Consider the following 20,935-nt stretch of genomic DNA (forward strand, 5'->3'; position numbering starts at 1 on the left):
GGGGCGAAAGCGCTAAACTAGAGAGTAAATCAGCATCAAGGAGTCGTTATGGAATCAGAAATGAATTACTACAAGTTCAGCCGCACGGAATGGGCGAACTTTCACGCGCATAATTTTGCCTCGGTCACCGATGATGAGCTGACGCAGCTGCGCTCGCTGAACGATGTCATCAGCATGGACGATGTGAAGACGATTTACTCGCCTTTGCGTCACCTGATCCACATCCGCTACAAGGACTACCAAGACGACGAGCGCACGCTGGCCCAGTTTTTGAGCCTGCCTTACCACAGCCATCCGTTCATCATCGGCATCTGCGGCTCAGTGGCGGTGGGTAAAAGCACGACGGCCCGCTTACTTCAGCTGTTGCTGTCGCGGGCATATCCCGACCGCCGGATCCAGATGATCACCACCGACGGCTTTTTGTACTCGAACGCCGAGCTGGAAAAACGAGGCATTTTGGCGCGCAAGGGGTTCCCGGAAAGCTACGACATGAACCTGTTGATTCATTTTCTCAACAATGTCAAAAACAATACCGGGGTCGTGCGAGCGCCGAAGTACAGTCACCAGATCTACGACATTGTGCCCGGCGAGCAGGAGGTCATCGACCATCCAGACATTCTGATTGTCGAAGGCATCAACGTGCTGCAGCTGCCGAGTCAGCAGCCGATTTACATTAGCGACTATTTCGACTTCTCCATTTACGTCGACGCCGACCCTAAGAACATCGAGCAGTGGTACCTGGAGCGGTTCGGCATGCTGCTGGACACTGCGTTCACCGATCCGACCAACTATTACTACCAGTACGCGATTGGCAATCGGGACGATGCGTTCAAAATGGCTAAGCAGGTCTGGCGCGACGTCAACCTCAAGAACCTTAAGGAGTACATTCTGCCGACCAAGAACCGCGCGGACGTCATTTTGCACAAAACTGCCAATCATTTGATCGATGAGGTCGCGCTGCGCAAGTTCAACTAATGAGGCTTTTCTCATTGAAAATTGACCGGCGCCAAAATTTTCCGTATAGTAGTAACAATTCAAAACAAGGGAGTGTGGGCACACTTGGCAAACCAGGGCCAGGACTACGACAAGATCATCGTCCTCGATTATGGGAGTCAGTACAATCAGCTGATCACGCGGCGCATCCGCGAATTTGGCGTCTATTCTGAACTCAAGCCGCATACTATCACCGCGGCGGAAGTCCGCAAGATCGCGCCAAAAGGCATTATTTTCTCCGGTGGGCCGAATTCGGTGTACGATGACGGCGCGCTGGGTGTGGACAACGAGATTTTTGAACTCGGCATTCCGATTCTCGGTGTCTGCTACGGCATGCAGCTGATGGCCCAGCGCCTCGGCGGCGACGTGGAGCCAGCCGACAACCGTGAGTACGGCAAGGTCGACATCACGGTGACGGACAAAACCGCCAAGCTATTCCAAGATCTTCCGGAAACGCAGACTGTGTGGATGAGCCATGGCGACCTCGTGCAAAAGGCGCCAGCCGGCTTCCGCGTAACCGCGACCTCGCACAACTGCCCGATTTCCGCGATGGACGACGATGAGCGTAAGTTTTACGGCATCCAGTTCCACGCCGAAGTGCAAAATACCAAGTACGGGCATGAGATCCTGCACCATTTTGCCTTTGACGTTTGCGGTGCCCAGGCCAACTGGAACATGGGCGACTTCATTGACGACCAGATTGACGCGATTCGCGCCGAAGTTGGCGACAAGCAAGTCCTGCTCGGCCTTTCCGGTGGGGTGGACAGCTCAGTGGTGGCCGCCTTGCTGCACAAAGCCATCGGCGAGCAGCTGACCTGCATCTTTGTGGATCACGGCCTGCTGCGCAAGAACGAGGCCGACCAGGTCATGGAAAGTCTCAACGGTCGCCTCGGCGTGAAAATCATCAAGGTCAACGCCGCAGACCGCTTCTTGGGCGACCTGAAAGGTGTTACTGATCCCGAGCAAAAGCGCAAGATCATCGGCCGCGACTTCATCGAAGTCTTCAACGATGAAGCGCGCAAGTTGCATGGCATCGAGTACTTGGCTCAGGGCACGCTGTACACTGACGTGGTCGAATCTGGCACTGACACCGCGCAGACCATCAAGTCACACCACAACGTTGGCGGCCTGCCTAAGGACTTGAAGTTCAAACTGATTGAACCGCTGAACAAGCTGTTCAAGGACGAAGCTCGCGAGCTCGGCGAACGCCTTGGCCTGCCGCATGACTTGGTATGGCGTCAGCCGTTTCCAGGCCCTGGCCTTGGGATTCGCGTTCTTGGCGAAGTCACCAAGGATAAGCTGGAAATCGTCCGCGAGTCTGACTGGGTCCTGCGCGATGAAATCGCCAAAGCCGGCTTACAAGAAAAAATCTGGCAGTACTTCACCGTGCTGCCGGGCTTCCGTTCGGTCGGTGTGATGGGGGATGGCCGCACGTACGATTACACCATCGCCATTCGCGCCATCACTTCGATTGATGGCATGACCGCCGACTTTGCCCGCATCGACTGGGATGTGCTTCAGAAGATCTCAGCTCGCATCGTCAACGAAGTCGCGCACGTCAACCGCGTTGTCTACGACATCACCTCGAAGCCGCCGGCAACTGTCGAATGGGAATAAGTTTATTGCACGTCCAAACGCTGGTCAATCAGCGTTTGGACTTTTTTTGTGTGAAATCTGAAAAGTGGAGGTTAGAAGCGGTGGTTGAGATGAAAACGATGGGATTGCGGCTGTTAAGGTCAGTCATCTAACAAGTCGTATAATTAAGTTAGCATTGTCACAACTTTGGAGGCGCCCAAATGAATTACAACTTAAAGCCCATGAAATATTTTGTGGACGTGGTGCAGACCCACGGTTTCAGCTCGGCAGCCAAACGCAACTATGTCTCAGAGACTGCTGTCTCCACTGCAATCAAGCATTTGGAGGATGATTTGGGGGTACAGCTCATCAACCGTACGCAAACTTCACTGTCACTGACCGCCGCCGGCCGATTCTTTTATCTGCGGGCGGTTCAAGTATTGGATGCCTATGGTGAAATTTGGCGTCATCCGGAACAACAACCAGCAGGTCTGCTCAGGATTCACTTTCTTCAAGGATTGGAAGCTGACGCAGCCGCCTTTGCGCAACATCTCGGGGCAACTAGGCAATTGAGTTTTGATGAAGAACCCTTTACTGACGCGTTCACTCGGCTGCTGGCGCATGATTATGATATTTTGATCGGATTTGAGCTGGCGTTTAGTGGCAACACGAAGCTCCAGACCTTCCCGCTGCGCAAAGTCGGTTTTGATGTGCTCTGCAACACCCAGGCGCTGGCGACACAGCCTGATGCGCCAACGCTTAGCCATGGCGGCAAGCTGTATTTACAGCACTGGAAGTCTACTGGCATTGCTGATATTCAATCAGCCATGGTCGAAAAATATGCGCAGAAAGGCTGGGGCTATGCCTCCATCGCGCAGGTGAATAGTTTTCAAGCCGCCGCTTTAGCAGTGAATTTTAAAGGAGGCGTGGCGCTGGTGCCGGATGACTTCAGAGTACCTGCGCATTGTAACAACCTCACACGGCTATCACCGAAGCATTTGGAACAAGCCTTCAACGTGGTCGCGGCAATTAGTCGCGATCGCCAGGAACTATTTGAAGGGATGATTCTTAAAGCGATAAGTTCAAGTTATCGCTGACAACTATTCGATGTTGGTAAGCTTTGTGAAAACGCTTTATCCTTTACTTGTTGGATACTTCACAATAAGAAAGGATGCACCACCATGAAGACGTTAAAGACTCAAATCGTGATTGTTGGCAGTGGTTCCGCAGGTTTGTCGGCGGGGTTTGATTTGTATCAGAAGAAAATCCCGTTCATCATGTTGGAGCGTGGGGATAAAGTCGGCGGTGCCGGTAAGTTCGGGGCCCATGGTGTGTTTGCGGTCCACTCTAAGCAGCAACTCGAGAAGGGTGTGACCTACGACTATGCGGATGCGTTCAAGGGGTTGACCAGCTATAATCACTATTTTGTCAACGGCGAACTGCTGGCACGTTTTCTCAAAGATTCCGGTGAGAATATTGACCGGATGGCCGCAATGGGATTAGCCACCACGGTTGAGCAAAGTGAACAGAAAGCGCATCTCAATGACCCACTGGTTTATCACAAGTTCAATAACTTCAAATCAAAGATGGCCACTTGGGATGCTTGGCCACAGAAATTTGAGGACTCCGGGAACCCTGTTTTGACTGAAACCTGGGCGGTCGGATTGGACTATGATTCACAAGCGGGCCTTAAAGCCGTGCTCGCTAAACAAGCTAGCGGCGAGGAGCTGCGCATCGAAGCCAAGAAAGTGATTTTTGCCGACGGCGGGTATTGCGGCAGTCCGGAAATGATGGCGGCTAAATACGCTGATAATGACGCGTTGCTGAATTTAGGGGAGCGCAAGGCTGACGGCACTGGGATCAAGCTCTGCGCGAAGTACGGGGCCAACGTGGCTCACAATCCGGTCTTGTTTGCCCATGGGTGTGCGCCAAGCCTGCGAATCAACCCAATGCGGCGGCAAAGCAGTGTGGAAACTTTGACCAACTTGCCGCTGCTATGGGTCGATCAAACCGGGAATCGATTTGTTAACGAAGACATTGTCTATGACTTTGCGATGTGGGCCAATGCCGCGCACAACGTTCAAGGCCAATATAGTGTGATTCTCGATCAAGCCACGCTGGACCATTTTCGTGATCACCTCGTGCCAATGGAAGATACTTTTGAACGGCAATTTCTCGAACCCGGCCAAACGCCAACTGGCACAGTCGGGCCGATCCCGGCGATTCAAGCAGACTTCGAGGATGCCATCGCACATGGTGAAGTCGTCAAAGCCGATAGCATCGAAGACCTTGCGGACAAGTTGGGGCTCCCAATTGCGGCCTTTAAACGCACCCTCAAAGTTTATAATCAGGCCGTTGCCGATGGGCAAGACGATACTTTCTTGAAGCCGGCGGCGGAGCTGAAGTTTGGGGTTCATCAAGGCCCGTTTTACGCGATCAAAGAACACTGCGCAATTTTGGGCACGCTCGACGGGGTCGCTGTCGATCGCAATTGCCAGCCAGTCACCAAAGCCGGCCAACCGTTAAAGGATCTGTACATCGTCGGCAACAATGTCAACGGCTTGTATTCAGATGGTTATCCGAGTTATGAAGGAATCGCCAACGGGTTTGCGTTTGTCTCGGGCTGGATCGCTGCGGCCGAAGCGGGTAAGGCCGTTCAGGAGGCAGAGAAATGTTAGAAAATAAAGTGGCATTGATCACCGGTGCGGCACAAGGTATCGGTTATGGGGTGAGTGTCGCCTTCGCTAATGCCGGGGCAAACGTTGTGTTGACCGATTATCAACCCAGTGTGGTGGAAGTGGCGCAGTCCCTGAATGGGCAAGCCTCAGGGACAGTGATCGGTTTGGTCATGGATGTGACCAAAGACGACTCGATCGATGCGGCGCTGGCTCAGGTGATGACGCAGTTCGGCCGCTTGGATTATGTCATTAATAACGCTGGTGGCGGTGTGCTGAAGCCCTTTGCTGAGCTCACGAATGAGGATTTTGACAAGACTGTTGGCCTGGACCTGGTTGGTACGTTCAAGTGCATGCGTGCGGAAATCAACTTATTCCTGAAACAAGGCTTCGGGTCGATCGTCAATACCGGCGCGCTGGGCAGTTTCTACGCCCCAGGTGGTTTTGGCGCTTATAATGCGGCCAAAAATGGCATCATGGGTATGACACAAGCCGCCGCGGTTGACTATGCGGATCACAATATTCGTGTCAACTGTGTGGCTCCGGGACTGACCAAAACGCCGCTGAACGACGGGGCTTTCATTGATACCATGACGCCAACGGTCCCAATGAAGCGTTATGAAACGGTTGAAGAGCTGGCCAAAGTGTTCGTCTTCGTTGCCACTGAAGCGACCTTCATGACCGGGCAGACTGTCGTGATCGATGGCGGGGTCAGTGCTGGATTGAAACAGGAGGCGCCACATGCCTGAGGTTGTCATCATTGGCGGCGGCCTATCAGGACTGGTCGCCTCAATCACTGCGCGGCAGGCTGGGTTGTCCTGTGTGGTGATTGAAAAAGGGCGCAGCCTCGGCGGCGACGGCAACTATGTGGAAGGTGCGATGGGCGTGGATTCAAAGCTTCAACAACAAGCCGGCATCACTATCGACCGCACACAGTTGCTGCAAGATGAGCTGAATTATTCCCATTTCGAAGCCAGCGCGCCGCATCTCAAACAGTTGATCGACCATTCTGGCGAGACCATCGACTGGTTAGCAGACCAAGGGGTAAAGTTTGCCAGCGTCGGCCCGCAAGGAAAAAGCTGGCCCACCATTCATGCCTTTGCCGGCGGCGGCCACGCGGCGGTGGCAACGCTGGTGGCCAAAGCGCGGCAACTCGGCGTCGAATTCTGCACGAGTACCAGTGCCCAAAAATTATTGCAGACTGCCGGGCATCTGTCAGGCGTTGAGGTCATGAAAGAGGTCACCGGGCAAACGAAAGAAATTGCCACTGACAACGTGATCTTAGCCACCGGCGGCTACGTGGACAATCCTGAATTGATCAAAAAGCAAACGCCATTATCAGACCGGCTGATGAGTGTCAGTGATGGCAAATCCACCGGCGATGGCATGCAGTTGGCCTGGGCGGCCGGGGCGATGCATGACAGCATGGGGGCTCTCCAGTTTGGTGGTGGGGCCATTTATGACCCGATGCTGCCGCCGTTTCTGCATATGAGCTCTGAAATTGGCGTGGCTGCGACTCAAGAAGCAATTTTGTGGGTCAACCAGGTCGGTGACCGGTTTGTGAATGAAGATGTGAATGACAACATGTGCCACGCAGGGAATGCGCTACTTGGCCAAGCGCGGACATTTGCGATTTTTGACGCGGAAGCCGTCAAACATTTGAGCACGGTCGGGTTGTATAAGGCAGTGGGCAATTCGCCATTTTCGCCGGATACCTTAAGCAAGCTGCCTGATGAATTAGCCTCGGACCTAGCAGCGCATCGCAAGTATTTGGCGAAAGCTGATACCTTGGAGGCCTTGGCAGACCAGCTGCATTTGCCAAACCTGGTTGATTCCGTTGCGCGTTATAATCGACAAGTCACGGCGGGCGTTGATGCCGATTTTGGCAAAGCTTCGGCTTATCTCACGCCGGTTAAGGATGGCCCATTTTATGCGGTGACCTTAGGCGTGGGGATGGCGTGTGCGATTGGCGGCCTGCGCATCGATACGCATAATGCGGTGCTGAATGCCCAAGGGTATCCGCTTCCTGGACTTTATGCGATTGGCAACGATGCGGCAGGGATGCTGGTAGGCGATACTTATGCGGTGACCTTGCCAGGCAGTACCGCGGGATTTGCGGCCTTTTCAGGGCGCAACGCGGTCGCGGCAATCGTTCAACAAAAATAATGCTGAGACCTTAAACAGTTTCATCACCAAGCACGAGTGCCTCTGGGCCACGATTCCGGAATGGAATTGTGGCGCAGGGGCATTTGTCTACTTTATGAGAGATGAAGAAGGTATCTAGCAGGGTAGGCTTTTGATGCGCGTGTTGTGCTTCCCCTCAAAGGGGTATACCACTCATCCCCATTTTTCTTAATGAACAATATTGTGAGTACTGTTTCGGGCACCGATTTTGGTTTCGCCTAATTATGGTCAGTTCATTTTGATTGATCCGTCTTTGCTTGGTATCGATGTTCCTCATGCTCTGATTTAATCAAAATGATTGGCTCTCGGTCTCTGCCGCCGTCGTCAGATTTTGTAGTTGAGTTTGTGGCGCGCGGCCATCGGCGTTAAACACGGGCAGAACGTGTTGCACTTTCACGTGCTTGAGACTATTCAAGGTGGCGCGCCACGTGTCGATGGTCTGATCAGTGACCGCGGGGGATAGGAGAGTAAGCGCATTGTTGTGTTGATAGGTGACGCATGACAGGCCGAGGTGGTCGGCGATGGCAGCGCCAGTAATTGACGGATCAGTGTCCAACACAATGAGTTGGGGCGTCTTTATTTCAAACGCTTCAGCCGGCTGCAGGGCCTGAGCGGCGATGGTTGGCGTTTGATGGCCTCGAATATCGTGCGCGACGGCCTGCAGGTCTGCGACGACCGCGTTCGCCGTTGGGAGGCTGCCGGCGCCAGGACCGATGAGCACCAGCGACTTGGTATTGGTTGAGGTCAGCTCAATGGCGTTGAACTCATCGTCAACATGACTCAGGGGATCGGTATTGGGCACCAGGGCTGGCGCGACGGTCAAGTTCAGTTGATTGCCGCGGCGAATAGCCCGGATCAGCGGCTTGATGGTGCAGCCGAAGTGTTTGGCCGCGGCAAAATCAGCGGCGGTGAGGGTCGTGATCCCTTGGCGGTGGATGCTGGCCAGTGTGGCGTCGAGCCCAAATGCCAACCGACATAAGATCAGCAGCTTGTAGCTGGCGTCGAGGCCTTCGACGTCGTTGGTCGGATCAGCTTCGGCGAAGCCTTTTTGCTGTGCTTCGGCAAGGGCGTCTGGGTAACTGCGGCCGCGCGCCATTTGCGACAAAATGAAGTTAGAGGTGCCATTGGCGATGCCGGCGAGTGACGTGATGGTATCGCCAGCAAAGTTGGTGTTCAAGGTGCGCAAAATGGGAATGCTGCCCATGACGGCGGCCTCGTAATTCAGGGCCACGTGCTGGCTGGCGGCAAGTGCGGTCAGCGCTTGGCCATGCGTGGCGATCAAGTCTTTGTTGGCAGTGATGACGTGCTTGCCGTTTCTCAGTGCCTGCTGGATCAGTGCATACGGCAGGTCAATGCCGCCAATCGCCTCCACGATAATTTGAATCTCAGGGTCATTGACGATTTGAAACGCGTCGGTGGTCAGCTTGATGTCCGGAAAATGTGCCTGACGCTCTGGTGTGATAGTCCGCACCGCTGCCCGCGTGATTTTAAGCCCGGCGGACGCCAGCTGAGGCGACTCGCGCGCAACGATGGTGGCAACGCCTTTCCCAACGGTCCCAAGGCCTAGCAATCCGACATTGATTGTGGTCATTAGATCACTCCTTTCCAGAGGTTAAGCCTGAGCTAAGCGCGTTGACTCGCAGTGGCACGAGCGTCTGAAGCCAGCCTGCATAGACGCGGGCAGCGTCGCGTCGCCATGTGTTTTGCGGCTGCCGATTTTGATCAAAATAATGCGCGGGCTTTGGAGTTGCCGGATTCTTGCGGCAATCGCGTTGATATTCAGCGAGCAGCGTGTCGGTTTGGTACTCCAAATGGCCGGCCAGATACCAACTGTTGGTGGCGACGTCTTTGATAAAAGTGGCGCCAAGTGCAGAAGAGCCGGCGATGATCTGCCCGCGAAGGACGCTGGTCAATGGAATCTTAAAAAAGCGGGACTGTGGCATCGTCAAGCCGCCGGTCGTGTAAACGCCTGAGAGCTTATCCCTCAACGGCTGGCCGGTAAAAAGGCCATCGATTGTGCCTGCCGCGTAGGCGCCCCAGCAGATAAACAGTGAACCGGTGACATGCGTTTTGCGCCATGCCAGAATGCGGTGCAGCTCCTGCCAAAAATCCACTTGTTGAAACGGCAGGCGATCCAGTGGGGCGCCAGTAATGATCAGGCCGTCAAAATGCTGGTCCTCGATCTCGTGAAAGCCGGCGTAGGCGCGGCGAACGGCCGCCGCATTGTGGCGAAGATGGTGGGTGTCTGGTACACAGAAAGTTAATGCGACCGGCCGCTTGCCCGCGGCCAGCACTTGCGCGAGTTGCTGCTCTGTCTGCGCCCGGTTCGGCATGAGGTTTAAGACTAACAATTGCAGCGCACTCGGGGCTGTGGCCTCGGCCGTGCGGGTCAATCCGCGTAAAATCGTCACTTGTGCCATTTTCATCACCTCCAGAACAAACAAAAATCCCGCGAATCTTCAATCAAATGAAGACTCGCGGGACGCCAATGCGTGGTACCACCCGTGTTCTGACAATTGTCATCAACTGCCACTCAAGCCGTACGGCGCAGTTGCGCGATACGGTCACGCGATAACGGGCGGACCCGGCGACTGCTCACGACAAAGCTCACAGCGGCAATACTCGGAGACCATGTTCAACGGGCCAGCGCCACTGACTTTCACCACTTGTCAGCTCTCTGCAGACGCCGCATCGTTTACTTATCTCGTCAACGTGTTTTTAGTTAACGTCATACTATGGCATTTTCTCATCAAGGTCAAGCTATTTTCTCATGAGTAGTTCAGAAAGCTGCGCCCGAAAAATTGGCGTCCAAAGTTTGAGATAGCCTTGCTGGGTTGGGTGGGCATCATCGAGCATAGCGAAAGGAAGCTGGCTGGTCGCGCTGGCCAAAGCTTGATTGTGCTTCAGATCAAGAACTGCAAAGCCGTATTTCGTCTGCAGCTGATAAAGGACAGCAATGAGGTTCTCGTAGTCTGATTCTGGCTTGCGCACGCAGGTGTAAAACAAAATGGGACAGTCCCAGTCTTGTTTGACCCGCGCGATGATGGCTTCGATCGCGCCAATGGTCGTGGTCGTGTCAAACTCGGTCGCGCCGGCTTCGGTAATCGTGCCCACTGGCTTGCCGGCGCGTCCGTCATTGGTGGACAGTTGGCAAACAAACGCATCTGGCGCAGCCTTGGGATGAAAATTTTGCAGCCGTGAAACGTAGCTGCTTGGCTCAGGGCCGGCGAGCGTGGTGCCGGTAATGGCAAGCTTGTCCGCAATCAGCCCGTCGCTGGCCTCGAGATCATCAACGAACGATTTGCCAAAAGCGCCGGCGCCGTATGTGATCGACGAGCCTAAAAAGACGATGTATTTACCGTACAAAGGCGATGCTGGATTCAGGGTGAGTGCGGCAGGTGCGTATTGCGGCAGATTGCCAAGAACCACGCGACTCAAAAATTTGTGTTTGGTCGCCAACAACAGAGCGGCCGCCCCGACTGCAGGCGTAATCAAAACAGCTTTTTTCATGATGAAGCCCTCCCAGACCAAGGATATGGCGAACCCTTGCCGCTTTCAAGCCGTCAGTGGCCGGCAGCGGCGCAGTTAAACAGACTCACAGGTTTTGGGCAGTCTGCCGATCAACGCGGAGCAGGTGAAAGCCAGTCGTGTCGTAGTCGAAGACCAGCACGGCGCTATTTGGGAAACCACCAGCCAAAACTTCGGTCGGGTCCTGAAGCTGCCGCAGAAAATTAAAGCACGCGGCGCTGTGGGACACGGCTAACACGTTCTGGTGATCCGGCTGCTGCATGATCTCAGTCAAAGCCTTGAGCAGACGCTGACCGGTGGTGTTCGAGGACTCGCCGCCGTACGGGACGAAGAAGCTCTCGAAGTCTTTGGGCTGCGCCGGATTAAGCGATTGGCTTTCGCCCTCAAAAACGCCGTAATTCATTTCTTTGAGAGCCTTCAGGTGACAGACTGGCAGCCGGCCATGGATGATCAGTTCCGCAGTGTCCACGGTCCGCTCGGCAGTCGAGCTGTACGCGTGATCCAGCGGGAGCGGGTCAAAATAAGCGGCCAGTCGTTTGGCCTGCGCGATGCCGCGGGCCGTCAGCGGGGAGTCGCACCAACCCTGAATTTTGTGCTGCACATTGAACAGGGTTTCGCCGTGGCGTACCAGATACAGCCTCCCCATCTTACTTTTCCTTCTTTTCGTCGATCAAAATGGTGCCGGCTGGCGGGTTTTGATCCAACGCGCCGACGATGGGGTGCGGCGAATACGGCGCCTCCAGCGCTTTGATGTCGGCTTCGTCGAGTTCAACCTGCTGCGCTTCAGCCGCCTCGCGCAGGTGCTTTTCCTTGGTGGCACCAACGATTGGCGCGGCGACGCCCTTGGCCCACAGCCAGGCCAAAGCAACTTGGCTCATGGTGACGTGATGCTTTTCAGCCACGGCTTCAACCTGTTTAATGATCGCCAGGTCGTTTTCTTCCATGTTGTCATACTTGCCCTTGGCCACCTTGTCGGTGCGGCTGCGCAGGGTGTCCGTGTCCCAACCGGGATGGCTGAGGTGACCAGCAGCCAGCGGGCTGTATGGCATCAGCGAGGCGCCCCACTTTTTGGTCAGCGGGATCAAGGCCTTTTCGTCCTCTCGGTACAGCAGGTTGTAGTGATTTTCCATCGTCTGAAAAGTGGCCCAGTCGTGCCGCTTAGCGACCTGCTGCATCTGGTCAAACTGCTCGGGGTACATGGCGCTGGCGCCGATGGCACGCACCTTGCCGGCAACAACGAGGTCGTTGAGGGCGGCCATCGTTTCTTCAATCGGGGTGTCATAGTCGAAGCGGTGGATGATGTATAAGTCCAGATAGTCAGTCCCTAGGCGCTTCAGACTGCCGTCAATTTCGCGGTGAATGGCCTCACTGCTGAGCCGGCCCGGGTTGAAATAGACTTTGGACGCGAGCACGACCTGGTCGCGGGGCACGCCGTTGTCGTGTAGCGCCTTGCCGAGGTATACTTCGCCAGTGCCTTTTGAGTAGGAGTTGGCCGTGTCAAAGAAGTTGAGGCCGAGATTAAGCGCCGTTTTGACCATTTTCGTGGTTGCTGGCTGATCCAGTGTCCACGCGTGCATGGTGCCGGCTTGGCCAAAGCTCATACCGCCGACGCAAAGCTGGGAGACGGTGATGTCGGTGTGACCCAGTTTAACTTGTTTCATCACGTTTCACTCTTTCTGCAATTTGCGCTTAGTGATTGCGAACCTATCGCACACTCTATTTTACCGCTATTGGCGGTGCGGTTATCGAGTTTTACGGCTTGGTGCGCTGACCCAGCTGTTTGGGGGCACAGTGAGTTGCTGAGTAAAAAAGTGAAATTAGATTAGAGCCAGATGTTGATTTTCTCATCCAGTCGTTGTACCGTGTACCTAACAAAATAATTCGTCCATAAACCGTTGATGTGGAGATCAAAACTGCTTTGCACGCACAGAGAGCGACCGGAGCTGGGAATGTCGTCGAACGCAGGCAGTCAAATGGACCACTGAGGGACAGGCCAAAAGAACCAGAGCGCAGGTGCCGCGCACTTAGGACTTCGGCTAACCGATCACGAGCGCAGCGTGCAACGCACGCAAGCGAATGATGGTTAGACGTAAGTCCGTTGCGGCATCGCAGCTCGCCGTCAAGTCAGCCTGTACGTGAGGCATACGTCAGTTGTCGGAGGGGTGTTAGCCCTTCGCTAAGCGGGATGAGGCACGTGTTTGTTGTACCCATCCAATTAAGGTGGCACCGCGGAATAATCCGTCCTTAAACAGTAACTAACTGTTTATGGGCGGATTTTTTGTGTATCTGGTTCAATGGAGGCTACTTTATGGCAATCAAGTTCGCACGCGTAGATGAACGGCTGGTCCACGGACAGATTATGACCAGCTGGATCAAGCAGTACCCGGTCTCACATATCTTAATTATCGACGACGCCTTGGCGGCAGATGAGTTCACGTCATCGGTTCTCGCAATGTCGGCGCCGGCTGATATTACCATCGACATTCAGCCGGTGGCTCAGGCGGCTAAAATGCTTCAGGACGCCAGCCAGCCGGACTTCTTCGTCCTGTTTAAAACGCCGGTCGCGGCGGTTGCACTGGTCAAGGCCGGCGCAGCACTGACCAGCCTCAACATTGGCAACATGGGCAGTGCGCCGGACCGCACGCCGCTGACTCGCCGCGTTTTCGCTAACCCAGCCGAGCGCAGTGCCATGCATGAGCTGCAGCAGTTGGGCACCGAAGTCTACTTGCAGATGCTGCCAAGTGACCGGCGCGTGGCCTATCAGCAGGAGGTGAGCGCATGAACACCTTTTTCATTGCAATCATTATTGCAGCCTTGTGCTGGCTGACCAGTTCGGCGCTGCCGATGTGGTCCCGCTGGGCGTTTTACTTCGGGGCGCCGCTCGTCGCCGGTCTGATCGACGGGCTGCTGCTCGGCCAGCTGACATACGGCCTGCAAGTTGGCGCAACGATTCAAATGGCGTACATTGGACTGCTTGCCGTCGGCGGCACGCTGCCGAATGAAATGGCGATTGCAGGTTACCTGGGTGTTGCGATGACGATGCTATCAGGCAGTTCGGCCGCGACGGGGCTGGCGATTGCGACGCCGCTAGGGCTGCTCGGGGTGCTGTGCCAGAACGCGAAAATGGCGCTGAATCCGATCTGGGTCCACCGCGCGGACACCTATGCAGCGGCCGGGGATCTGCGCGGCGTGCGGCGGATGAACCTGTTCGCGTCGCAGATTGTGCCGTTCATTACGTACTTTATCCCAGCGTTTTTGTGCGTGTACTTTGGCGGTCATTACTTTGCGGCCTTCATGGCGGCACTGCCCGTACAAATCACCAATATTTTGATGTTGATCGGCAAAATGATGCCGGCGCTGGGACTGGCGATGCTGATGCAGGTGTTGGCCAAGAAGTCGACGATTCCGTTCATCTTGATCGGGTTCGCCCTGGCAGCGTATTTGAAACTCGACGTGATGGCCATTGCCATTATCGGGACGGGACTCGCGCTGCTGCACTATTACTACATGCCACAAGGAGGTCATCGTGATGGAACAGACGCCAAAAAAGCTTAGCAAGAAAACCCTGCGGAAGACCTGGTTTGCATGGCAGTCATGGGGCCAAATCTGCTACAACTACGAGCGGATGATGGGCCTCGGGTTTGCGCACGCGATGTCTTACGTGCTGGAAGAATTGTACCCTAACGACAAGGACAAGCTGGCTGAAGGCCTGACCCGCGAGCTCACGTACTACAATACTGAGAATACGTTTGGGTCAATGATTGCAGGCATTGTCGCTTCGCTGGAGGAGAAAAAGGCGAATGACGACTCACTAAGTGGGGATATGATCAACAATCTCAAGGCAGCGCTGATGGGGCCAGTGGCCGGCATTGGCGACACCATCACACAATCACTGGTCAAGGTCATTCTGCTGGGGATCGGCATCGACATGGCTAAAAACGGCAGTGCGCTCGGGCCAATCTTATTCGTCGTCCTGTTTTGTGCCTACGCGCTGATTGTTGGCCACATCTGCTTCTACTCGGGCTATCACCTGGGTCAGGCCAGCGTTACCAGTCTGCTCAAAGGCGGGAAGATTGCGCGCGTCACGGATTCGCTTGGTGCGTTGGGCATGATGGTGCTAGGCGCCTTGATTCCCACCACCATTACAGTGGGCACACCGCTGAAATTTGCGGTGGGGCAGGTCAAAATCAATTTGCAGTCGATTCTTAACAGCATTGTGCCGGATCTGCTGCCGGTGCTGCTATTCCTCGGCCTGTTTTACCTGCTGCGCAAAGGTCAAAAACCGGTGCGGCTGATGGGCCTGGTTATCGTGGCGGCCATCGTGCTGTCGCTCACTGGTATCTTAAAATAACCAATGATGCCGTCAGCATCGTCTCGCAAAGCTTCGAACTCTATGACCGACTGGAGTTCGAGGCTTTTTGATAACAAAAATTAAAACACTATGCACACGCATACAAATGCGCTACACTATTTTCGCTTACCAGGTTGTAGCTATCTCGGTCTTCCGTGAGGGCGAGGCCGCATGATGTTTAAGCAAGAAAAGCATTTAAAGCAACGAAGAAGGATCAACGTCAGTTTGAAGATGACCACCAAGGAGACAGATAAATGACAAAAACAATTATTATTACCGGCGCAAACTCCGGCCTAGGGTTTGAGACGACAAAACAGATTGCTGAGCAGGGAGAGGATTATCACCTGATTATGGCCTGCCGCAATATGACAAAAGCAAACGCGGCGCGCGATGAAATTATTAAGGCTATACCAGACGCCAACTTGACGTGTCTTGAGTTGGACACTTCCTCGCTGGCCAAAGTGCGAGATTTTGTCGCTGCCTTCAAAGCGCTAGACGAGCCGCTTTACGGGCTGGTTTGCAACGCTGGTATCGCTGGCAGGACGGCGACTGTGACGGCAGATGGGTTCAACAATATTGTTGAGACCAATTACCTTGGCCACTTTTTGCTGACACAGCTGCTGCTGCCGCTGATGCAGGATGACAGCCGCATTGTGACGGTCAGCAGCGAACGGCATGATACGCCGCTTCGGGGTGTGGCCTGGCCAGGAGTTGAGGCCATTGCCTACCCTGGCCACGATGCCATGGTGGATGAGCGCAGCTATGTTTATTCCAAGCTTTGCACGATTCTGTTCACTTATGAATTGGATCGGCGGCTGACGGCAGCTGGCAATCCGATCGTCGTGAACACTGTTAATCCTGGGCTTATGGTCGAAACTGGGCTGTCCAAAAACAAATCGCGCTTCACGCCGGAAATGATGGCACAGGTAGCAGATTTACTCAGCACCGCGAAAGACTCGGCAACGATGATCAAGAATTTGATGGTGGATGACAAGTTCGCCAAGGGTCCGGCAAGGTATTTTGACCGCAGCAGTGACAAGCCGATTCGCTCGTCGAAAATGTCTTATGATCAGCAGATCCAAGATGAGCTTTGGGATTTCAGCATGAAGGCTGTGGGTTTAGCCAAGTAGTTCAAACAAAGTGTGTCAAGTAAAACTTTCTCTTTGCTAGCGACTGGTACGTCACGGACAGGGAGGATGTTTTGATTTCTTCGCAAGGTCGTTTTGGACTTGCCATGACGCCATAAAAGCCGGTGAGAAGGCGCTTGAAATTAATTTTGGGAAAACACTATGCGCATGCATACAAATGTGCTATACTCAGTTTGCGTTAAAAATTAGCTACTTTTGGTAAGCAAATTGTCAAGACGATAAGGCCGGGTCTCTTCCGACCAAATTTTTTGGCCAACACTATGCACGCGCATATAAATCAAACAAATTTTTGGAGGGTTTACGATGAAACTTATTACCGTTGAAGAGCATTACGACACAGATCGGAACATCAAGGAATTCAACCAATACTCAGAAGTCAAAAACAACAATCCGCGTCAGGACCAACTGCGTCCGGACCTTGTGGATTTCAGCAACAAGGTCGCGTACATGGATAAGAACGGAATCGACATGCAGGTGATCTCGGATGCTGGTAATTCCCCGCAAGTCCTGCCTGACCAGTACGCGGTTGACGGCGCTCACGCCCAAAACGAGACCCTGGCAGAAAACATTAGTCAGTACCCAGACCGGTTTGCCGGTTTGGCCACCCTGCCAGCCAACACGCCAGATGAGGCCGCCAAAGAACTCGAATACGCCGTGACCAAGCTGGGCATGAAGGGTGGCATCATTTCTGGCAGCATCAATGGTCAGTTCTTGGATGATCCCCGCTTTGAGCCGATCTTCGCTGCCGCTGACCAGCTAGGCACCACACTTTATCTACATCCAGGCGTCATCACGAACGATCAAAAGGCGATGCTGTACGACAGCAAGGCATACAACGCATTAGGCGCCACGATGATGGCCGGGGCCATGTGGGGCTGGCACATGGAGCAGGGCATTCAGATGCTTAGGATCATCACGTCCGGCATCATGGAGAAGTACCCGCACTTCAAGATTGCTTCCGGTCACTGGGGCGAATTTGTCCCAATGTTCCTGGAACGGATCGATGGCTTCAGCCCAATTATCACTGATCTGCCGCTGAAGTTCTCGGACTACTACAAGCGCCAGGTTTACCTGTCACCATCCGGCATGTTCACCGCGCCGCAGATGCAGCTGGTGTTGACTGAGATGGGCGCCGATCACGTCATGTGGTCCGAAGACTTTCCTTATGTTCAATCCGGAAATGAAACACGTCAATTTCTTGAACAGGCGGACATTACGGCTGCCCAGCGTGAAGCAATTGGCCACGGCACCGCCGAAACAGTGTTTAACTTAAACTAATCTCACCCGATAAAAAGGAGAAACCATATGACAAAAATTGGTATTATTGGTGCGACGGGTCACGTCGGCCAGGCAATCATGAAGGAAGCGCTTGACCGTGGTCTGCAGGCCACAGCCATCGTGCGCAGTGCAGAAAAAGCAAAAAAGCTGTTCGGCGACCAGGCCGCGATTCTGGCCAAAGACGCCATGGCACTGACGCAGGCCGACTTATCAGATTTTGATATTATTGTTGACGCGTTTGCTTCCGCCAAGCCGTATGAACACGTTGATTTAGCCACCCGCCTGATCAGTTTTTTCCGTGAGGATCAAGCGACTCATTTATTCTTTGTGATCGGTGCCTCAACGCTGCTCAAGCCAGATGGCAGCACACTGCTCACCGACACGATGAAGCGCTTTGCCGGCGAACCATGGCTTGCAGGGATGATTGAGCAAAACCGGGAATTTGAATTTTTGCAGTTAGTCGATGACGTGAACTGGACGGCAATTACACCATCCACTGATTTTACCGATGGGCCGAAAACGACCTATCGCGTGGGTGGCAGCCACATTATCAACAGTGCCGCCGGGGAAAATGAAGTCTCAGTGGCTAACTTTGCCGCGGCCTTGCTTGACGAAAGCGCACAACCCAAGCATACACGGACTCAGTTTTCGGTCGTCGACGCCTAGGAGGGACATCATGATTCCAGACAAAAATGACCAGACCATCATCAAGCAGCTTCACATCGCATCGAACAATGCGCTGCGTGTGCTTGACCGGCGCCTGAAACCGCTGGGGGTAAACAGCAGCCAGTACTTTTTTGTGCTGAAGCTGCACGATGATCCAGGCGTGACGCAGGATCAGTTGGTGCGGGCGGACAGCCGCCATCAAAGCAATGTCAATCGGGAAATCACTCGGTTGGTCGCGCTGGGGCTGGTGGACAAGCGTCAATCGCCAACCGATGGCCGAAGGTTCGAGCTTTGGCTTACCAAGGCGGGTGAGGACTTGTATCCGCAAGTCAAAGCTGCGCTGGATGCGGAGGAAAAGGCGCTTAGTCAGTGCTTGGCCGCAGCAGACGGCCGGGTGAGCCAGCAGGACCTTTTGGCCGTGCTCCACCGCATTGCACAGCTGGATAATCAGTGAATCGATAAAGAAAGCAGGAAAAATATGCCGGCATTGACACTAAATGGGCACACCTACCCGGCGCTACAGATTCCCGAAGGCTACCAGATCATCGTCGAACAGCTGGTCCCACGAAACGGTGAGCAGGTTCACCTGCGGCGGTATCAGCCAGCCGCCTTGCAGCAGGAAGCACTCAATCGGGAACATGTCACCGTCATCTACGGTGACAATGGGTACCTCTATTCTTATAACGCCTTGACACAGCCAATCGCGGGCAAGCTGCCTGATGAGACCCAGGCGTTTGCGATTGCGGAGCGAGTGTGGCAAGAGGTTGATTCCACCTACCGTCAACGGCTTGAGCCGCTTCGCAGTTTGACCGGTCAGACGCGGACGTACATCAATGCAGATGGCCAAACCGTCACTGTGCCGGTGGAATGGGCGAAGTACGTCAACACTGTGGACACTGGCAGCTATGAATGGGTCGGCCTCGCCCCGAACAACGCGGTGATCGAGTTCGAACGCCTGAGTTTCTGGGATTTTTTGGCTAATCGCCAGAAAACAGAAATGTGGAACGGTGATGATTGGATCCTGGCGCGCCGCGGGCTGGGGCCTCAATTGCCGGCGCCGCTGCCAGTGGCCTAGCCGGTTGACCGTCAGAAAAATCACCCAAAACAGTCCAGTCAGCAAAACGGCTGGGCTTTTGCGTATAAACAATCGCCGATAAGTGTCAATTGCTTGGTCAAATTCGGCTGCAGTGCCAAAAACGCGAAATTGTTATTGATTGACAAGTTATAATTGAGCAAACGGGGGAAGCACAAGAGAGTGGTTGGAGGAATTTAAATGGAACACAATAAACGGTAGCTACTTGCTGCCTCGGGGCTGGTATTGGTCATCGTCCTGGCTGGGTGGTACCGTTATGCGCATGACCATCAGGGTGTTTCGACTGGCACCAGCACGACAGCTGCGGTGACCACCCAGAAGCAATTTTACCGTCAGTTCACCAAGCAGTATCCTGCGCTGAAGCCAGCCCTAGACCACGATGCCAAGCCTGACACCTATGTGATCCCGGGGTTGGTGCGAACCGAGTCGCTCAGCACCAGTTCCCGGCACCAAGTGGGGATCAGCAAGACCATGGATCCACAAGGGCTGGCCGTGACGCCCAATTTTGTGGTGATTTCTGCATACAGCCGTGACAATCGCTTTGACTCTGTGCTGTATTTTCTGAACAAACGCACTGGCCGCTTTGTGAAGCAAATCGTCCTGCCCAACGCCTCACACGTCGGCGGGCTTGCCTATGATCCCGTCAGCAAGCGCCTTTGGGTGACGACCGAAACTTTGCAAAACACCGCTTCGCTGTCGGCGTATGACGCAAAAACTTGGCAGCGGGCGAACTTTGCTCGCGGCCATCGCGCCAGCAAGTTTGACCAAGTCGTGTCGTTGAATCGGGTCAAGCGGGCCTCGTTTCTGACCTACCACAACAACGCGCTTTACGTCGGCTTCTTTGACCAAAGTACCCAGGGCAATTTCGTGGCGTTGCCGCTGACGAAGCAGGGCCTGCCCGATACCGCGAACCGGCGCCGAGTAGAGCTTCGCGGAGCCAATCAAGCGGGCAATTACACGACCAGTAAAAAGCTGCAGGGCGTCACCTTCTATCATGGCCAGATCCTGTTTTCGCAGTCGTTCGGGCCTAATTCGTCCAGCATCTTGGCGTTTGACAATGACGGCCAGCGGACTTGGCTTGATTTTGACGGTGATGATACCCTTAAAACGGTCACGCTGCCGCCGTATCTTGAGCAAATTTACGCAGACGGCGAGGATCTTTACGTGTTGTTTGAATCAGGCGCGACGCACTACCGTAAGGCCAAGTTGGGCTTTCACGCCGATCGGGTGGTGAAGCTCGATTTAGGCAGCCTGATGCAGGCCAGCTAAGGGGCTGGCTCTTGAGCAATCGAAGAGCGGCTTTTTGTCCAAAGCATGAAGGCCTCTGTGCCACGATTCAGTTAACGAATCGCAGCGCAGAGGCCTTTGTGGACTTGGCCGTTCGATTAAGTAACGCGCCTAAGCTGCTGTGTGTTGCAGTCGCCTTTTTGACGTGGGCTGGTGC

Annotated in this window: 20 protein-coding genes and 1 other annotated feature; of the genes, 15 read left to right on the forward strand and 5 right to left on the reverse strand. The window is 54.2% G+C overall.

What is annotated here, in order from left to right:
- Positions 1-48: 48 nt before the first annotated feature.
- The 6 genes from coaA to JUE30_RS07685 all read left to right on the forward strand — a co-directional run bounded on the left by coaA (position 49) and on the right by JUE30_RS07685 (position 7,409).
- Positions 49-975: a type I pantothenate kinase gene (gene coaA, locus JUE30_RS07660; protein ID WP_203624346.1), complete on the forward strand. Its 927-nt coding sequence runs from the start codon at positions 49-51 to the stop codon at positions 973-975.
- A gap of 84 nt (positions 976-1,059) precedes the next feature.
- Complete coding sequence (gene guaA, locus JUE30_RS07665) at positions 1,060-2,610, forward strand: glutamine-hydrolyzing GMP synthase (RefSeq protein WP_203624347.1); 1,551 nt, start codon at positions 1,060-1,062, stop codon at positions 2,608-2,610.
- A gap of 179 nt (positions 2,611-2,789) precedes the next feature.
- On the forward strand, positions 2,790-3,665 hold the full coding sequence (locus tag JUE30_RS07670) for a LysR family transcriptional regulator (RefSeq protein WP_203624348.1): 876 nt from the start codon (positions 2,790-2,792) through the stop codon (positions 3,663-3,665).
- Positions 3,666-3,749: 84 nt separating this feature from the next.
- Complete coding sequence (locus tag JUE30_RS07675; protein WP_203624349.1) at positions 3,750-5,246, forward strand: FAD-binding protein; 1,497 nt, start codon at positions 3,750-3,752, stop codon at positions 5,244-5,246.
- Complete coding sequence (locus JUE30_RS07680) at positions 5,240-5,992, forward strand: SDR family NAD(P)-dependent oxidoreductase (protein WP_203624350.1); 753 nt, start codon at positions 5,240-5,242, stop codon at positions 5,990-5,992. Before JUE30_RS07675 ends, JUE30_RS07680 begins: the two co-directional genes overlap by 7 nt.
- Complete coding sequence (locus JUE30_RS07685; protein WP_203624351.1) at positions 5,985-7,409, forward strand: FAD-dependent oxidoreductase; 1,425 nt, start codon at positions 5,985-5,987, stop codon at positions 7,407-7,409. The genes JUE30_RS07680 and JUE30_RS07685 overlap by 8 nt, the downstream gene beginning before the upstream one ends.
- 307 nt (positions 7,410-7,716) lie before the next feature.
- Here the strand turns inward: JUE30_RS07685 and JUE30_RS07690 are convergent, their stop codons facing one another.
- The 5 genes from JUE30_RS07690 to JUE30_RS07710 all read right to left on the reverse strand — a co-directional run bounded on the left by JUE30_RS07690 (position 7,717) and on the right by JUE30_RS07710 (position 12,616).
- The gene (locus JUE30_RS07690; protein ID WP_203624352.1) at positions 7,717-9,018 is read right to left on the reverse strand and encodes a homoserine dehydrogenase; all 1,302 of its coding nucleotides are present in this window, start codon (positions 9,016-9,018) and stop codon (positions 7,717-7,719) included.
- Positions 9,019-9,022: 4 nt separating this feature from the next.
- The gene (locus JUE30_RS07695) at positions 9,023-9,847 is read right to left on the reverse strand and encodes a homoserine O-succinyltransferase (RefSeq protein ID WP_203624353.1); all 825 of its coding nucleotides are present in this window, start codon (positions 9,845-9,847) and stop codon (positions 9,023-9,025) included.
- Between the two features lie 55 nt (positions 9,848-9,902).
- Positions 9,903-10,147 (reverse strand) — a binding site (T-box leader).
- A gap of 40 nt (positions 10,148-10,187) precedes the next feature.
- On the reverse strand, positions 10,188-10,937 hold the full coding sequence (locus JUE30_RS07700; protein ID WP_203624354.1) for an SGNH/GDSL hydrolase family protein: 750 nt from the start codon (positions 10,935-10,937) through the stop codon (positions 10,188-10,190).
- An 85-nt stretch (positions 10,938-11,022) separates the two neighbouring features.
- A complete protein-coding gene (locus JUE30_RS07705) occupies positions 11,023-11,601 on the reverse strand; it encodes a histidine phosphatase family protein (protein ID WP_203624355.1) in 579 nt (192 codons plus the stop codon).
- A gap of 1 nt (position 11,602) precedes the next feature.
- A complete protein-coding gene (locus JUE30_RS07710) occupies positions 11,603-12,616 on the reverse strand; it encodes an aldo/keto reductase (protein WP_203624356.1) in 1,014 nt (337 codons plus the stop codon).
- 647 nt (positions 12,617-13,263) lie between these two features.
- Here JUE30_RS07710 and JUE30_RS07715 point away from each other — a divergent pair.
- The 9 genes from JUE30_RS07715 to JUE30_RS07755 all read left to right on the forward strand — a co-directional run bounded on the left by JUE30_RS07715 (position 13,264) and on the right by JUE30_RS07755 (position 20,760).
- Entirely contained in the window at positions 13,264-13,737 is a 474-nt protein-coding gene (locus JUE30_RS07715; RefSeq protein WP_203624357.1) for a PTS sugar transporter subunit IIB, read from the forward strand.
- A complete protein-coding gene (locus JUE30_RS07720; RefSeq protein ID WP_203624358.1) occupies positions 13,734-14,510 on the forward strand; it encodes a PTS sugar transporter subunit IIC in 777 nt (258 codons plus the stop codon). The genes JUE30_RS07715 and JUE30_RS07720 overlap by 4 nt, the downstream gene beginning before the upstream one ends.
- Positions 14,485-15,306 (forward strand): PTS system mannose/fructose/sorbose family transporter subunit IID, encoded by an 822-nt coding sequence (locus JUE30_RS07725; RefSeq protein WP_203624359.1) that lies wholly within the window; start codon positions 14,485-14,487, stop codon positions 15,304-15,306. Before JUE30_RS07720 ends, JUE30_RS07725 begins: the two co-directional genes overlap by 26 nt.
- Positions 15,307-15,560: 254 nt before the next feature.
- Positions 15,561-16,436, forward strand: coding sequence for an SDR family NAD(P)-dependent oxidoreductase (locus JUE30_RS07730; RefSeq protein ID WP_203624360.1), 876 nt, complete (start codon positions 15,561-15,563; stop codon positions 16,434-16,436).
- Positions 16,437-16,757: 321 nt separating this feature from the next.
- Entirely contained in the window at positions 16,758-17,732 is a 975-nt protein-coding gene (locus JUE30_RS07735) for an amidohydrolase family protein (protein ID WP_203624361.1), read from the forward strand.
- Positions 17,733-17,759: 27 nt separating this feature from the next.
- The gene (locus JUE30_RS07740) at positions 17,760-18,398 is read left to right on the forward strand and encodes an NAD(P)-dependent oxidoreductase (RefSeq protein ID WP_203624362.1); all 639 of its coding nucleotides are present in this window, start codon (positions 17,760-17,762) and stop codon (positions 18,396-18,398) included.
- Between the two features lie 10 nt (positions 18,399-18,408).
- Positions 18,409-18,852, forward strand: coding sequence for a MarR family winged helix-turn-helix transcriptional regulator (locus JUE30_RS07745; RefSeq protein ID WP_203624363.1), 444 nt, complete (start codon positions 18,409-18,411; stop codon positions 18,850-18,852).
- 24 nt (positions 18,853-18,876) lie between these two features.
- Positions 18,877-19,473 (forward strand): hypothetical protein, encoded by a 597-nt coding sequence (locus tag JUE30_RS07750; protein WP_203624364.1) that lies wholly within the window; start codon positions 18,877-18,879, stop codon positions 19,471-19,473.
- A 243-nt stretch (positions 19,474-19,716) separates the two neighbouring features.
- Positions 19,717-20,760, forward strand: a complete 1,044-nt coding sequence (locus JUE30_RS07755; protein ID WP_203624365.1) for a hypothetical protein — start codon at positions 19,717-19,719, stop codon at positions 20,758-20,760.
- Positions 20,761-20,935 lie beyond the last annotated feature (175 nt).

This window comes from Lacticaseibacillus sp. 866-1, assembly GCF_016861825.1.
Lineage (GTDB): Bacteria > Bacillota > Bacilli > Lactobacillales > Lactobacillaceae > Lacticaseibacillus.

What these genes read in the sequence shown, in the direction of transcription:
- JUE30_RS07680 (WP_203624350.1), top strand. Translation starts at nt 5,240, where the DNA reads ATGTTAGAAAATAAAGTGGCATTGATCACCGGTGCGGCACAAGGTATC.
- JUE30_RS07750 (WP_203624364.1), top strand. Translation starts at nt 18,877, where the DNA reads ATGCCGGCATTGACACTAAATGGGCACACCTACCCGGCGCTACAGATT.
- JUE30_RS07715 (WP_203624357.1), top strand. Translation starts at nt 13,264, where the DNA reads ATGGCAATCAAGTTCGCACGCGTAGATGAACGGCTGGTCCACGGACAG.
- JUE30_RS07720 (WP_203624358.1), top strand. Translation starts at nt 13,734, where the DNA reads ATGAACACCTTTTTCATTGCAATCATTATTGCAGCCTTGTGCTGGCTG.
- JUE30_RS07670 (WP_203624348.1), top strand. Translation starts at nt 2,790, where the DNA reads ATGAATTACAACTTAAAGCCCATGAAATATTTTGTGGACGTGGTGCAG.
- JUE30_RS07725 (WP_203624359.1), top strand. Translation starts at nt 14,485, where the DNA reads ATGGAACAGACGCCAAAAAAGCTTAGCAAGAAAACCCTGCGGAAGACC.
- JUE30_RS07700 (WP_203624354.1), bottom strand. Translation starts at nt 10,937, where the DNA reads ATGAAAAAAGCTGTTTTGATTACGCCTGCAGTCGGGGCGGCCGCTCTG.
- coaA (WP_203624346.1), top strand. Translation starts at nt 49, where the DNA reads ATGGAATCAGAAATGAATTACTACAAGTTCAGCCGCACGGAATGGGCG.
- JUE30_RS07675 (WP_203624349.1), top strand. Translation starts at nt 3,750, where the DNA reads ATGAAGACGTTAAAGACTCAAATCGTGATTGTTGGCAGTGGTTCCGCA.
- JUE30_RS07730 (WP_203624360.1), top strand. Translation starts at nt 15,561, where the DNA reads ATGACAAAAACAATTATTATTACCGGCGCAAACTCCGGCCTAGGGTTT.
- JUE30_RS07710 (WP_203624356.1), bottom strand. Translation starts at nt 12,616, where the DNA reads ATGAAACAAGTTAAACTGGGTCACACCGACATCACCGTCTCCCAGCTT.
- JUE30_RS07740 (WP_203624362.1), top strand. Translation starts at nt 17,760, where the DNA reads ATGACAAAAATTGGTATTATTGGTGCGACGGGTCACGTCGGCCAGGCA.
- JUE30_RS07690 (WP_203624352.1), bottom strand. Translation starts at nt 9,018, where the DNA reads ATGACCACAATCAATGTCGGATTGCTAGGCCTTGGGACCGTTGGGAAA.
- JUE30_RS07685 (WP_203624351.1), top strand. Translation starts at nt 5,985, where the DNA reads ATGCCTGAGGTTGTCATCATTGGCGGCGGCCTATCAGGACTGGTCGCC.
- JUE30_RS07745 (WP_203624363.1), top strand. Translation starts at nt 18,409, where the DNA reads ATGATTCCAGACAAAAATGACCAGACCATCATCAAGCAGCTTCACATC.
- JUE30_RS07695 (WP_203624353.1), bottom strand. Translation starts at nt 9,847, where the DNA reads ATGGCACAAGTGACGATTTTACGCGGATTGACCCGCACGGCCGAGGCC.
- JUE30_RS07705 (WP_203624355.1), bottom strand. Translation starts at nt 11,601, where the DNA reads ATGGGGAGGCTGTATCTGGTACGCCACGGCGAAACCCTGTTCAATGTG.
- JUE30_RS07735 (WP_203624361.1), top strand. Translation starts at nt 16,758, where the DNA reads ATGAAACTTATTACCGTTGAAGAGCATTACGACACAGATCGGAACATC.